8 protein-coding genes are annotated in these 14,763 nt (G+C 68.2%); all 8 read left to right on the top strand.

The features are described 5' to 3' along the window. The first annotated feature begins 3 nt into the window (after window positions 1-3). Window positions 4-1,644, top strand: coding sequence for an alpha-L-fucosidase (locus AC1DW3_RS09105; RefSeq protein WP_477930655.1), 1,641 nt, complete (start codon window positions 4-6; stop codon window positions 1,642-1,644). Between the two features lie 29 nt (window positions 1,645-1,673). Further along, on the top strand, window positions 1,674-3,314 hold the full coding sequence (locus tag AC1DW3_RS09110) for an alpha-L-fucosidase (protein WP_477930657.1): 1,641 nt from the start codon (window positions 1,674-1,676) through the stop codon (window positions 3,312-3,314). Between the two features lie 29 nt (window positions 3,315-3,343). Then, a complete protein-coding gene (locus tag AC1DW3_RS09115; RefSeq protein ID WP_477930658.1) occupies window positions 3,344-4,987 on the top strand; it encodes an alpha-L-fucosidase in 1,644 nt (547 codons plus the stop codon). Continuing rightward, on the top strand, window positions 4,984-7,707 hold the full coding sequence (locus tag AC1DW3_RS09120; protein WP_477930660.1) for a glycoside hydrolase family 31 protein: 2,724 nt from the start codon (window positions 4,984-4,986) through the stop codon (window positions 7,705-7,707). Before AC1DW3_RS09115 ends, AC1DW3_RS09120 begins: the two co-directional genes overlap by 4 nt. Before the next feature lie 49 nt (window positions 7,708-7,756). Beyond that, the gene (locus AC1DW3_RS09125; protein WP_477930662.1) at window positions 7,757-9,667 is read left to right on the top strand and encodes a glycoside hydrolase family 97 protein; all 1,911 of its coding nucleotides are present in this window, start codon (window positions 7,757-7,759) and stop codon (window positions 9,665-9,667) included. 49 nt (window positions 9,668-9,716) lie between these two features. After that, window positions 9,717-10,820 (top strand): glycoside hydrolase family 62 protein, encoded by a 1,104-nt coding sequence (locus AC1DW3_RS09130; protein WP_477930664.1) that lies wholly within the window; start codon window positions 9,717-9,719, stop codon window positions 10,818-10,820. Between the two features lie 69 nt (window positions 10,821-10,889). Beyond that, window positions 10,890-13,295, top strand: coding sequence for a dockerin (locus AC1DW3_RS09135; RefSeq protein ID WP_477930666.1), 2,406 nt, complete (start codon window positions 10,890-10,892; stop codon window positions 13,293-13,295). Window positions 13,296-13,331: 36 nt separating this feature from the next. Further along, window positions 13,332-14,744: a hypothetical protein gene (locus AC1DW3_RS09140; protein WP_477930668.1), complete on the top strand. Its 1,413-nt coding sequence runs from the start codon at window positions 13,332-13,334 to the stop codon at window positions 14,742-14,744. Window positions 14,745-14,763: the final 19 nt, after the last annotated feature.

The raw sequence follows: 14,763 nt of genomic DNA on the forward strand, positions 1-14,763 counted from the left end.
ACCATGAATCAGCAACTTTCCCGCCGCGCACTGCTCCAGTCCTCCGCTGCCGTCATGGGGGCCGCCGGCCTGCCTGCCGCCCACGCAGCGCCCGCCCCCTTCAAGCCGACCTGGGATTCCCTCGTCGGCGGCTACCGTACACCCGACTGGTTCCGCGACGCCAAGTTCGGCATCTGGGCGCACTGGAGCGCGCAATGCGTGCCCGAGATGGGCGACTGGTATGCCCGCAACATGTACCTGCAGGGCAACTGGCAGTACGACCATCACGTCAAGACCTACGGCCACCCGACGAAGGTCGGCTTCATGGAGATGCAGAACCGCTGGAAGGCCGAGGCCTGGGAGCCCGAGGCGCTGATGGACCTGTACGCCAAGGCCGGTGCCAAGTACTTCGTCTCGCTCGCCAACCACCACGACAACTTCGACGCCTACGACTCCAAGTACCACCCGTGGAACTCGGTGCGCGTCGGTCCCAAGAAGGACATCGTCGGCACCTGGGCCAAGGCAGCCCGCGCCAGAGGCATGCGCTTCGGCGTCAGCAACCACTCGGCGCATGCCTGGCACTGGCAGGCACCCGCCTATGGCTACGACCCCGAAGGCCCGCTGGCCGGCCAGCGCTACGACGCCTTCAACCTGACCAAGGCCGACGGCAAAGGCAAATGGTGGGAAGGCTTGGATCCGCAGGACCTCTACACGGGCCGCAACATGGTGATGCCCGACGGCATCAGCACCATGCGCACCGCCAACGAATGGCATGAGCACAACGACCGCGTGTGGGACGAGAAGGCGCCGCCGCACAACCCGGCGTTCACGCGCCAATGGTTCCTGCGTTGCCGCGACCTGATCGACAGCTACAAGCCCGACCTCGTCTATTTCGACAACTCGCGCCTGCCACTCGGCCAGACCGGCCTGGACATCGCGGCGCACTACTACAACGCCAGCATGGCCTGGCACGGCGGCAAGCTGGAGGCCGTTCTCAACGCCAAGGAGATCCCGCCCGAATGGCGCGCCGGCGTCGTCGAGGACGTCGAGCGTGGCCAGCGCGCCGGCATCGAGCCGCTGCCCTGGCAGACCGACACCTGCATCGGCGACTGGCACTACAACCGCGGCGTCTTCGACCGGCATGGCTACAAGTCGGCCACCAGCGTCATCCACCGCCTGGTGGACATCGTCTCGAAGAACGGCAACCTGCTGCTGTCCATCCCGCTGCGCGGCGACGGCAGCATCGATGCCGACGAGCGCAAGGTCCTCGAGGGCTTAAGCGAATGGATGGGCCGCAACGGCGAAGCCATCCATGGCACCCGGCCGTGGCGCAGCTTCGGCGAAGGGCCGACGCAGGTCGGGGGCGGCATGTTCAGCGAAGGGCAGATCAAGACCTTCACCGCCCAGGACATCCGCTTCACCACCAAGGCCGGTGCGCTCTATGCCATCGGGCTGGCCTGGCCGACGAATGGCGTCATGCGCATCACCGCGCTGGCGCAGGACTCGGGCCTGGCACCGGGCGTGATCGAGCGTGTCGAAGCCGTGGGCTCCACCGACAGCCTGCCGTTCAAGCGCACGCCACAGGGGCTGGAGGTGCGGCTGCCTGACGGGCTGGCCGGCACGCCCGCGATCGCGCTGAAGGTGCGCGGCCCGGGCCTCGCATGAGCGGCCGCGCTTTTCGCTGAGAGCCAGCCGTGACACAGAAGCTTTCCCGCCGCTCGCTGCTCCAAGCCACGGCCGCCACCATGGGCGCCGCCGGCCTGCCCGCTGCGCAGGCGGCGCCCACGCCCTTCAAGCCGACCTGGGATTCCCTCGTCGACGGCTACCGCACGCCCGACTGGTTCCGCGACGCCAAGTTCGGCATCTGGGCGCACTGGAGCGCGCAATGCGTGCCCGAGAGGGGCGACTGGTATGCCCGCAATATGTACATGCAGGGCAGCGGGCAGTACGACCACCACGTCAAGACCTACGGCCACCCGACGAAGGTCGGCTTCATGGAGATGCAGAACCGCTGGAAGGGGGAGAACTGGAACCCCGAAGCGCTGATGGACCTGTACGTGAAGGCGGGTGCGAAGTACTTTGTCTCGCTCGCCAACCACCACGACAACTTCGACGCCTACGACTCGAAGTACCACGCATGGAACTCGGTGCGCGTCGGGCCCAAGAAGGACATCGTCGGCACCTGGGCCAAGCTGGCCCGCGCCAAGGGGTTGCGCTTCGGCGTCAGCAACCACTCGTCGCGTGCCTGGCATTGGTTGGCGCCTGCCTATGGCTACGACCCCGAAGGCCCGTTGACTGGCCAGCGCTACGACGCGTTCAACCTGACCAAGGCCGACGGCAAGGGCAAATGGTGGGAAGGCCTGGACCCGCAGGACCTCTACACGGGCCCCAACAGGGTGATGCCCGACGGCATCAGCACCGTGGCCGCCGTCACCGAATGGCATAAGCGCAGTTACTACACCTGGAAAGACGTGGAGCCACCGAACAACCCGGCGTTCATTCGCCAGTGGTTCCTGCGCTGCCGGGACCTGATCGACAGCTACAAGCCCGACCTCGTCTACTTCGACAACTCTCACCTGCCGCTCGGCCAGGCCGGCCTGGACATCGCGGCGCACTATTACAACGCCAGCATGGCCTGGCACGGCGGCAAGGTGGAGGCTGTCATCAACGCCAAGGAGCTCCCACCCGAATGGCGTGGCGGCGTGGTGGAGGATCTCGAGCGGGGCCAGCGCGCCGGCATCGAGCCGCTGCCCTGGCAGACCTGCACCTGCATCGGCGACTGGCACTACAACCGCGGCATCTTCGACGCCCACGGCTACAAGTCAGCCGCCAGCGTCATCCACCGCCTGGTGGACATCGTCTCGAAGAACGGCAACCTGCTGCTGTCCATCCCGCTGCGCGGTGACGGCAGCATCGATGCCGACGAACGCAAGATCCTGGAAGACATCGCCGCCTGGATGGGCCGCAACGGCGAGGCCATCCATGGCACACGGCCGTGGCGCACCTTCGGCGAAGGGCCGACGAAGGTCGGGGGTGGCATGTTCAGCGAAGGCCAGGTCAAGAACTTCACCACCCAGGACATCCGCTTCACAGCCAAGGCCGCTGCGCTCTACGCCATCGGGCTGGCCTGGCCGACGGACGGCGTCATGCGCATTGCAGCGCTTGCGCAGGACTCGGCGCTGGCGCCAGGCGTGATCGAGCGCGTCGAAGCGGTGGGCTTCACCGACAGCCTGCCCTTCACGCGCACCCCGCAAGGGCTGGAGGTGCGGCTGCCCGAGGGCCTGGCCGGCACGCCCGCGATCGCGCTGAAGGTCCGCGGACCGGGCCTCGCATGAGCGGCCGCCCCTTTTACTGAAAGCAAGCCATGACACAAAAACTCTCCCGCCGCTCGCTGCTGCAAGCCACCGCCGCCACCATCGGCGCCGCCGGCCTGCCCGCCGCGCAGGCCGCGCCGACTCCCTTCAAGCCGAACTGGGACTCCCTCGTCGATGGCTACGAAACGCCCGACTGGTTCCGCGATGCGAAGTTCGGCATCTGGGCCCACTGGAGCGCGCAATGCGTGCCCGAGATGGGCGACTGGTATGCCCGGCGCATGTACATCCAGGGCAATTGGCAGTACGACCACCACATCAAGACCTACGGCCACCCGACGAAGTCCGGCTTCATGGAGATCCAGAACCGCTGGAAGGCCGAGAACTGGGAGCCCGAAGCGCTGATGGACCTGTACGTGAAGGCGGGCGCGAAGTACTTCGTCGCCCTGGCCAACCACCACGACAACCAGGACACGTTCAACTCCAAGTACCACGGCTGGAACACGATGCGCGTGGGCCCGAAGAAGGACATCGTCGGCACCTGGGAGAAGGCCGCCCGCGCACGCGGCCTGCGCTTCGGCGTCAGCAACCACGGTGCCCATGCCTGGCACTGGTACCAGTCGGCCTACGGCTATGACGCGGAAGGCCCCTACGCCGGCCAGCGCTACGACGCCTTCCACCTGACCAAGGCCGACGGCAAGGGCAAATGGTGGGAAGGCCTGGACCCGCAGGATCTCTACACGGGCCGCAACATCGTCATGCCCGACGGCTTCAAGACCATCCGCAGCGTCGAAGCCTGGCATGACCAGAACACCTACTACTGGGACGAGAAACCGCCGCTTCAGAACCTCGCCTTCACGCGCTCGTGGTACCTGCGCTGCCGCGACCTGATCGACAGCTACAAGCCCGACCTCATCTACATGGACAACCACGGCCTGCCGCTGGGCCAGGCGGGGCTGGACATCGCCGCCCACTACTACAACGCCAGCATGGCCTGGAACGGCGGCAAGCTGGAGGCGGTGCTCAACGCCAAGGTGATGCCCGCTGAATGGCGCGCCGGCGTCGTGGAGGACGTGGAGCGCGGCTTTCGCGATGGCATCGAGCCGCTGCCCTGGCAGACCGACACCTGCCTGGGCGACTGGCACTACGCCCGCTCCCTCTTCGACAACCACCAGTACAAGCCCGCCAGCACGGTCATCCATCGGCTGTGCGACATCGTCTCCAAGAACGGCAACCTGCTGCTGTCGGTGCCGCTGCGCGGCGACGGCACCATCGATGCCGACGAGCGCAAGATCCTGGAAGAGATCGCCACCTGGATGGCGCGCAACGGCGAGGCCATCTACGGCACGCGCCCCTGGCGCACCTTCGGCGAAGGCCCGACGAAGGTGGGCAGTGGCATGTTCAGCGAGGGCAACTCCAAGCCGCTGACGGCCGAAGACATCCGCTTCACGACCAAGGGCGGCGCCCTCTACGCCATCGCGTTGGGCTGGCCCAAGGACGGCGTGCTGCGCATCCAGACGCTGGCCCAGGACTCGAACGTGGCGCCAGGCGCCATCGACCGCATCGAGGCCGTGGGCTCCGGCGACAGCCTGCCCTTCAAGCGCACCCGCAAGGGGTTGGAGATCAAGCTGCCCGAGGGCCTGGCCGGCTCGCCGGCCGTGGTGGTGAAGATCCGCGGGAACGGCCTGACTGCATGAAAGACACCAAACCCACGATCTCGCGGCGCGAGGCATTGCAGGTGGCACTCGCCGCAGCCGCCACTCCACTGGACGCTGCGGCGGCAACGGCCGCGATGGCTTCCTCCTTCAGCGTGGCGAACGCCGCCGCCGGCGACCTGGCGCCTGGTAACGCCGCGGCGCGCCGCGCGCGGCCATCGCTGACCCCGGAATGGGTACTGACGACGACCCAGGGCACGCTGCGGATCAGCGCACTCTGCGACCGGGCACTGCGCGTGCGCTTCCTTCCGCCGCAGGCGGCAACGCAGGCGCCGCCGCCCAGCCTTGCTCTGTTGCCCGGCAGCACCAAGCCCCTGATGAAGCAGACGCCGGGCGCGGACGCGACCCGCCTGGAATTGCCGGCCATCCGCTGCGAGGTGGACAACAGCACCGGCGCGTTGCGCTTTTTCGACCGCAAAGGCGCCTTGCTGCTCAGTGAAGCACCCGGCACCCGACGGCTGACGCCGTCACGGCTGGGCGACGAGCCCGTGTTCATCGCCGAACAGGTGTTCGAGTCACCCGCCGACGAGCGGCTCTACGGCACCGGCTGCTTCCAGGACGGCGCCATGGACCTGCGCGGCTTCCCGCGCCGCCTGACGCAGGTGAACACGCAGATCAGCCTGCCGTTCATGCTGTCCAGCCGCGGCTACGGCCTGCTCTGGCACAACAACGGCATGGCCGAGCTGAACACGCCCGAGCAGTGGGTGGCGCTGAGTGGTGTCAACGTCGAGAACAAGGCCGAAGTCGTCGATGTGACGACGACCACGGGCAACGCGCAGGTCGTGCGAAACCTGACGCGCTTCGAAGGCACGTTCCGAACGGGCGTGGCTGGCCGTTTTGCCTTCCTCCTCGACGTCGGCCGCGCGATGGGTTCGCGCCACTCGGTCGAGATCGACGGCAAGTCCTGCGTCGAGATCGCGAACCACTGGCTGCCGCCGACGGTCGGCTTTGTCGTCGAGCTGCCCGCGGGCGAGCATCAGGTGCGCATCCACGCCGACAAGGATGACTCTCCCTCTCTGCGCTTCGGCACCGTGCGCGCCAGCACGACGTGGCGCTCACCGGTGGCCGATGCCATCGACTACATCGTCATCGCCGGCCCCAGCGCGGACGAGGTGTTCGAGGGCTACCGCGAGATCTCCGGCGCCACGCCGATGATGCCGCGCTGGGCCTATGGCTACATCCACTGCCGCGAACGCTTCCATTCGTCGGAAGAGATCGTCGACACGCTGCGCGAGTTCCGCCGCCGCAAGCTGCCCGTCGACGTGATGGTGCAGGACTGGCAGTACTGGGGCCGCCACGGCTGGAACGCGATGCGTTTCGACGAGGCCCACTACCCCGATCCCGCCGCGCTGGTGCGCGAGGTGCACGGCCTGAACGGGCGGCTCATGCTGTCGGTGTGGGCCAAGATCGGGCGCGACACCGAGCTCGGCCGCAGCACCGCAGCCGCCGGCCACTACATCGACCAGACCGACTGGGTCGACTTCTTCGACCCGAAGGCCGCCGCCTTCTACTGGAACAACCAGCGCGAGCGCCTGCTCAAGCTCGGCATCGACGCCTGGTGGCAGGACGCGACGGAGCCCGAGAACGACGACCTCGTGGGCCGGCGCACGGCCGCAGGCCGCGGTGAGCGCGTGCGCCTGGCCTACCCGTGGCACGTGACGCGCACCGTCTACGAAGGCCAGCGCCAGGCGGCGCCCGACCGGCGCGTGATGATCCTGACGCGCTCGGCCTTCCCCGGGCAGCAACGCCACGCGGCGGCCACCTGGTCGGGCGACATCGGCAACGACTGGGACACGCTCAAGCGGCAGATCCCCGCGGGCCTCAACATGGCCGCCGCCGGCTATGCCTACTGGACGGTCGACGCCGGTGGCTTCTTCCGCCCGGGCGACGGCCAGTACACCGACAAGGCCTACCACGAGCGCCTGATCCGCTGGTTCCAGTACGCGACCTTCCTGCCGCTGCAGCGCGTGCATGGCTACATGACCAACACCGAGTTCTGGCGCTATGGCGACAAGGTGGAGGCGGTAGCGCGCCAGTACCTGGAGCTGCGCTATCAGCTGCTGCCCTACCTCTACAGCCTGGCCCACGAGGTCCATGCGAAAGGCGCACCGATCATGCGGCCGCTCGTGTTCGATTTCCCGCAGGACCCCCAGGCCCTGGACCAGGCGCACAGCTATATGTTCGGCCGCGCCCTGCATGTGGCGCCCGTGCTGGCGCCCGAGGTGTCGAGCTGGCCGGTGTACCTGCCGCAGTCGACGGGCGGCTGGGTCGATTTCTGGACAGGAGAACGACGCGCCGGTGGCCGCACGCATGACGTGGCGTCGCCGCTGGAGCGCATGCCACTGCACCTGCGCGCAGGCAGCATCCTGCCGCTCGGGCCGGTGCTGCAGTCCACCGCCGAGGCCACCGGTGAGGTGCTCGACCTCTACGTCGTGCCCGGCGCCGACGGCGCCTTCGACCTCTATGAGGACGGCGGCCTGGACTATGCCTACGAGAAGGGCGGGTTCAGCGTGATCCGCATGACCTGGGACGACCGCCGCGGCGTGCTGCGCCTGGCGGCGCGCAGCGGGCGCTTCGCGGGCATGCGCACGACCAAACGCCTGCGCATCCACCGCATCGGCAACGACGGGCCGACGCTGCAATCCACACCGCTGCGCGAGGTGGTCTACACCGGCCGCGCCACCGAGGTGCGCCTTGGATGAACGCTCTCTTCACGGCGTGAAGACGAACACCCACACAACCCACACATCCATGAAGACCACCATCCACCTCGCCATCGCCGCGCTGGCCTTGGCCGCTTCCGGCGCCCAGGCGGCTGATGCCATCGTCACGTCGCCCAACGGCCACGTCACCATCCGCATCGCCGACGATGGCAGCCAGTTCAGCATCAGCCGCCGTGGCGAAGCCGTCATCGCTCTCTCGCCCCTGGGGCTGGAGCTGGATGGCCAGGCCCTCGGCGCGTTGACGCTGGAGTCGCGCCAGGACGTCGCCGAAGACCGCGTCATTCCTCTCGTCGCCACGAAGGCAGCCACCGCGCGCGACCACTACCGCGGTGCGACGCTCGCCTTCCGCGAGGCCGGCGGCGGCCGCCGTCTCTTCATCGATGCCCGCGCCTACGACGACGGCGTCGCCTTCCGCTACCGGCTGGACGGCACGGCGCCGGTCAGCCTGCGCGGCGAACGCACGGCCTTCGTGCCGGCCGGCGACCCGTCGTGCCTGGTCACGCCGGCCGACGGTTCGCACGAGCAGGCGTTCGAGCGCCTGAAGGTCTCGCAGCTGAAGCCCGGCGTCGCCTACGACGTGCCGGTGGTCTGCGCCACGCCGTCGGGCCGCACGCACTACGCCATCACGCAGGCCAATCTGCAGGGCTACACCGGCGCGTCACTGCGGCAGGAGGGCAACGCACTGCGCCTGCACCTGTCCGGCGTGCCGGGACGCGCCGGCCCCGCCTTCGTCTCGACCGCTGGCCTGACGACCGCCTGGCGCGCCGTCATGATGGCCGACCAGGCCGGCAAGCTGATCGAGTCGCACCTCGTCGGCAACCTCAACCCGCCACCGCAAGGCGACTTCAGCTGGGTCAAGCCCGGCAAGGCGGCATGGGACTGGTGGTCCGGCCCGCTGGTCGGCATGAAGCCCGACATGGGCGCCTACAAGCGCTTCATCGACTTCGCCGCCGAGTCCGGCTTCCCCTACTACCTCATCGACGCCAACTGGGCCTCGGGCCCGAGCGGCTGCTGCGATGCCAGCCCGGAGACCGACATCACGCGACCGGCCAAGGGCATCGACATGCCCGAACTCGCGCGCTACGCCGCAGCCAAGGGCGTCGGCCTGCTGCTGTGGGCCCACTGGGTACATGTGGACGCACGCATGGACGAAGTGCTGGACACCTATGTCCGCTGGGGCATCAAGGGCGTCAAGGTCGACTTCATGAACCGCGACGACCAGCAGGTGGTGGACTTCTACGAGCGCATCGCCGCCGCCACCGCCAAGCGCAAGCTGCTGCTGGACCTGCATGGCGCCTACGTGCCCGCCGGCCTGCAGCGCACCTTTCCCAACTACATCACGCAGGAAGGCGTGCTCGGCGCCGAGTGGAGCAAGATGACCACGCGCACCACCCCCAGCCACAACGTGACCCTGCCGTACACGCGCATGCTGGTCGGCCCGATGGACTACACGCCCGGGGGTTTCCGCAACGCGACACCGGCCACCTTCGAGGTCCGCGCCGAGATGCCGCTGGTGCAGAACACGCGCGGCCAGGCGCTGGCGATGTACGTCGTCTACGACAGCCCGCTGCAGATGGTGTCGGACGACCCCACGAACTACCGCGGCGAGCCGGGCTTCGACTTCATCAAGCGCGTGCCGACCGCCTGGGACGAGACCCGTTTCCTCTCCGGCGAGCCGGGACAGGGCATCGTGCTGGCGCGCCGCCAGGGCAAGACCTGGTACATCGGCGCGATGACGGGCGACCAGGCCCGCACGCAAAAGGTCTCGCTCGGCTTCCTGCCGGCCGGCAACTGGCGCGCCACGATCTGGCAGGACGGCGAGGTCGTGCGCGAGGTGCGCCGCACGGAGCGCAAGGTGACCCGCAAGGACGTGCTGAGCCTGTCGCTGGCTGCGGCTGGCGGCGCCGCCGTGGTGCTGGAGCCATTGCCTGCCAAGTGACCAGCGTCGCAGTGCCATGACATCGACGAACCAGCTCCGGTCTTCGCCCGTGAAGTTCAGCAAACGACTCGCCGTTCTCTCCATCGTCACCGCGACCGTGGTGGCTGGCTGTGGCGGTGGTGGCGCGACGCCGGCCCTGGCACCCGCACCCGCACCAGCACCAGCACCGGCACCGGCACCGGCCGTCGCTTTTGAATGGAAATCCAGCGAGCCCTTGATCAAGCCGTCGGCTGACCGGACGGACATCTTGGGCGTCAAAGACCCGACCATCGTCTATCACKACGGCCGCTATCACGTCTTCATGACCACGGCCGGGAAGAACGGCTGGGGCTTGGCCTACACGAGCTTTGCGAACTGGCAGGAGGCTCCCACTGCCCCTCAGTTCATGCTCGACAAGTCCCCCATGGGGCCCGGCTACCGCGCAGCACCCCAGGTCTTCTACTTCGCACCGCAGAAGCTCTGGTACCTGATCTACCAGGGCGGTGACCCGCTGTATTCCACGACCAGCAACATCGCCGACCCCCTGTCGTGGACGGCGCCCAAGCCCTTCTACGCAACCGTGCCGGCGAGCGTCAAGAACGCCGAGGGCAACGCGACCTGGCTGGACTTCTGGAACATCTGCGACGACCGGAAGTGCCACCTCTTCTTCACCGGCGACAACGGCAGCTTCTACCGCGGTGAGACGACGATCGAAAGCTTCCCTCAGGGCTTCGCCGAGCCGGTCGTGGTCATGAAGGAAAAACTCGAAGACATGTTCGAGGCGAGCAACACCTACAGGATCACCGGCACCAACCAGTACCTGACGCTTATCGAGGCGATGGGCCCCAAGGGCCGGTATTTCCGCGCCTGGACAGCGGACCGCCTGGACGGTGCCTGGCAACCCGTTCCCGGCTCGCCGATGAACCTGTTCGCGGGCACCGACAACGTCAAGTTCGACGGCCGGATCTGGTCCGAAGGCGTGTCCCACGGCGAAATGATCCGCGACGGCATCGACCAGACGCTGAGCATCGACCCCTGCCTGCCGCTGAGGTTCCTCTTCCAGGGCCTGGATCTGGAAAAAGGCAAGACGTATGAATACATCGAGCTGCCTTATCGGCTGGGCCTGATCACCGCCACCGCCCCCAACGCCATCAGCGTGTTGTGCAAGAAATGAACGCCTGCCCTGCCTCGTGATCAGCGCCACCGCGCCATCCCCGTCAACGAACCACACGCCTTTTTCGCCATGAAGTACAGCAAACAACTCTCCGTTTTCTCCATCGTCACCGCGACCCTGATGGCGGGTTGTGGCGGCGGTGGTGGCGACGCGCCAGCACCCGCGCCCACACCTGCCCCTGCCCCGGCCCCTGCCCCTGCCCCGGCCCCGGCTCCGGCTCCGGCTCCGGCTCCGGCTCCTGCACCCGCTCCTGCACCCGCTCCTGCTCCGGCCGACGGCACCACCTGGGCGAGCGTGAAGTGGGGCGGTGGCGGCTATGTCACCGGCCTCGTCTTCCATCCGACCACCGCCAACCTGCTGTACGCGCGCACCGACATCGGCGGCGCCTACCGCTGGAACCAGGCCGCTGCGTCCTGGGTGCCCATCACTGATGGCCCGGGCTTCGGTGCAGCCGAAGCCCGGTACCACGGCGTCGAAAGCATGGCCGTCGATCCGAACAACGACCAGCTCGTCTACATGGCCGCCGGCATGTACGTGTCCGAAGGCAATGGCCGCCTGTACATCTCCAGCGACCGCGGTGACCACTGGACCTACGTCGCCCTGCCCTTCCCGCTGGGTGGCAACAATCCCGGCCGGGCCATCGGCGAACGCCTGATGGTCGACCCCAACAAACCGTCGACGCTGTTCTACGGCTCGCRCACGGCCGGCCTGTGGAAGAGCATCGACTCGGGCCTCACCTGGGCGCAGGTCACGTCGCTGTCGACCCTCAAGATGACCGCGGACCAGCTCAACGCCAACGGCGGCACGGCGATGGGCGTCGAGACGCTCGTCTACGACACCGGCAGCAAGGGCAGCGGCTCGGCCACGCAGACGATCTACGCGCCCATCGCCCCGGACTACGTCAAGGCAGCGGGCCTGAGCTCGAACCTGTACAAGTCGACCAATGGCGGCACGTCGTGGACCGCGATCTCGACGCCGGTCTCCGGCTATCACATCCCGCACATGGTGCGCGCTGCGGATGGCATGTTCTATGTCGTGTTCACCCAGGACTCCGGGCCAGGCGCCGGCGGCCCCGCGCGGCTCTACAAGTTCGACGGCAACAACTGGACCCTGCTGAAAGACCCGAACAGCGGCGGGACCGGAACGGGCCTTGGCCTCGGCGGACTGTCCGTCTCCGGCACCGGCTCGACCACCCGCATTGCGCTGGGTGTGACCAACACCTGGGGCAACTACAGCGGTCAGCAGGCCATTCAGTGGTCAAGCGACGCCGGCAAGACCTGGCGCGAGATCGCGGCCACCATGCCGCGCACGCCGGCCGACGGTTCCTTCTGGGGCTGGCCCGACGACGTCGAGATCGATCCGTCCAACCCCGACCGCGTGCTGCACGTCCATGGCGGCGGCATCTGGGAAACGCGCAACGCTTCCTCGGCCACGCCGAGCTGGAACGAGGCGATCGACGGTCTGGAGGAGACTGCCGTTCTCGGCCTGGCCACGCCGCCGGCCGGCGCCACGTACACCTTGATCAACAGTTCGGGCGACGTCGGCCCCTGGGTACACACCAATCTGGCGACGAAGCCGACCTTGACGCCGGGTACCAGCTGGAGCAACGGCTTCGCCGCCGACATGGCGTGGGCCGACCCGCAATACATCGCCTCCATCGGCGTTGTCCTCGGCACCAGCACCGGCTTCGGCTACTCGTCCGGCGACGGCGGCAAGACCTGGGCGAAGTTCGCCACCTACCCGACGGGCGTCGCGGACAACAAGGGTGGAGAAGCGAGCATCGCCGTCACGGCACGCAACCGGGTGGTCTGGGCGCCCGGCTACTCGGTGCCGTCCTACACCACGGACAACGGCGCCACCTGGGTGCCGACCAATCTGCCGGCGATCAACAGCATCTACCCCCGTGCCTACCGCCTGGCCGCAGATCGCAAGAACCCGAACAAGGTCTATGCCTACGATTCCGGTGGTCACTGGTGGGGCACGCCGGGCAAGGTCTACGTCTCGACGGATGGCGGCCACACGTTCACGCTGAGCCCCGGCTCGGTGGCCGCGGGGCTGGCCCCCAACTATTTCGGGAACACCTCGCTGGCGGTCAACCCCAATGCCGAGGGCGACCTCTGGCTGGCCGACGGCAACGCCGTCTACCACTCGAGCGATTCGGGCGCGACCTGGGCCAAGCTCAGCAACTTCGCGTCGATCTTTGTCGGCAACCCATGGGCCGACGTGCAGGGCGCCTCGGCGGTGGCCCTGGGCAAGGCCAAGCCTGGCGCCACGTACTCGGCGGCGGTCTATGTGGTGGGCGTGGTGGGTGGCGTCTGGGGCGTCTACCGCTCCGACGACGGCGGCGCCACCTGGTCGCGCTTCAACGACGACGCCCACCAGTTCGGCGGCATCGGCGCGCTGGCGGCCGACCAGAACGTCTATGGCCGCATCTATTTCAGCGGCACCGGCCGGGGCCTGCTGTACAGCAACTGAACCTCCGTCTCCTTCATCTCCTTTCTTCAATCGCCCATGAACAAGACAACGTCGACGGGCACCGTGCCCGATGAACCCGGCCGCCGCAGCTTCGTGCGCACCGTCGCAGGCGCCGGTCTGGCTGCCGTGGCCGGCGGGTCGGCGGCTGCTGCCCCCGCGCCTGCCGCCAACACCTCCGCCGTGGGCGCCCCAGAGCCCGGCCTGCCCTTCCACGCCTGGGCGCCCGCGCCGCCCATGGGTTGGAACAGCTGGGACGCCTTCGGCGCCAGCGTCACCGAAGCCGAGTACCTGGACAACGCACGCATCCTGGCCGAGCGCTTCCTGCCCTTCGGCTACGACACCGCCACCGTCGACATCCAGTGGTACGAGGCAGGCGCCACGTCGGGGTGGTACCGGAACTTCGCGCCGCTGGTGCTGGACGGCAACGGCCGCCCGCAACCCGCGCCCAATCGCTTCCCCAGCGCCGCCGGCGGCCGTGGCTTCGCGCCGCTCGCCGCCCAGGTGCACGCCATGGGCCTGCGCTTCGGCGTGCACATCATGCGTGGCATTCCGCGCCAGGCGGTCGGGCTGGAGCTGCCCATCGCCGGCAGCAAGTACCGCTGCAACGAGGTGGCCAACGCCGGCTCGACCTGCGCCTGGAACACCGACATGTGCGGCGTCAAGCCCGAGCACCCCGGCGCCTTCGACTGGTACCGCGCCTGGTTTGCCCAGCTGGCCGAATGGGGCGTGGACTTTGTCAAGGTGGACGACATCGCCGCCCCGAACTACCAGGCGAAGGAAGTGGAGCTGATCCGCCGCGCCATCGACGCCACCGGCCGGCCCATGGTGCTGAGCCTGTCGCCCGGCCCGTCGCAGCTGGAGCACGCGGCGCACCTGCAGGCGCATGCCAACCAATGGCGCGTGTGCAACGATTTCTGGGACACCTGGCCCCAGCTGCGCGACAACCTCGTGAACCTGGTGAAGTGGGCGCCGCACGCCCGCGCGGGCGCCTGGCCCGATGCGGACATGCTGCCCGTCGGCAAGATCGGCCTGCGCAACTACGACGAGCAAGGCCGCGGCGAGCGCGAAACCGGTTTCACGCGTGACGAGCAACTGATGATGCTCACGGCCTGGACCTGCGCGCGCAGCCCGCTCATCCTCGGCAACGATCTGCGCAAGCTCGACGACTGGACGCTGCGCCTGGTGACCAACCCCGAGGTGCTGGCGCTGCTGCGCGTGCCCGGGGCACGCGAGTGGCACTCGGTGGCACGGGGCCATCGCTTCGTTTGCACCGGCCCGCAAGGCACCTGGGCGGCGTGGCTGAACACCGGCGAAGCGCCATGGCAGGTGCCACTGCCGGCATGGCTGCCCGACGCCAGCCGCGACTGCTGGGCGCGTGCGGACCTGCCCGCAGGCACCCGCCAGCTCACCATCCCACCCCATGGCGCGCGGCTCGTGCGTTGCGCTTGAACACCTGACTGCGAGTTGC

It is taken from the genome of Roseateles sp. P2_H4, from assembly GCF_056403315.1.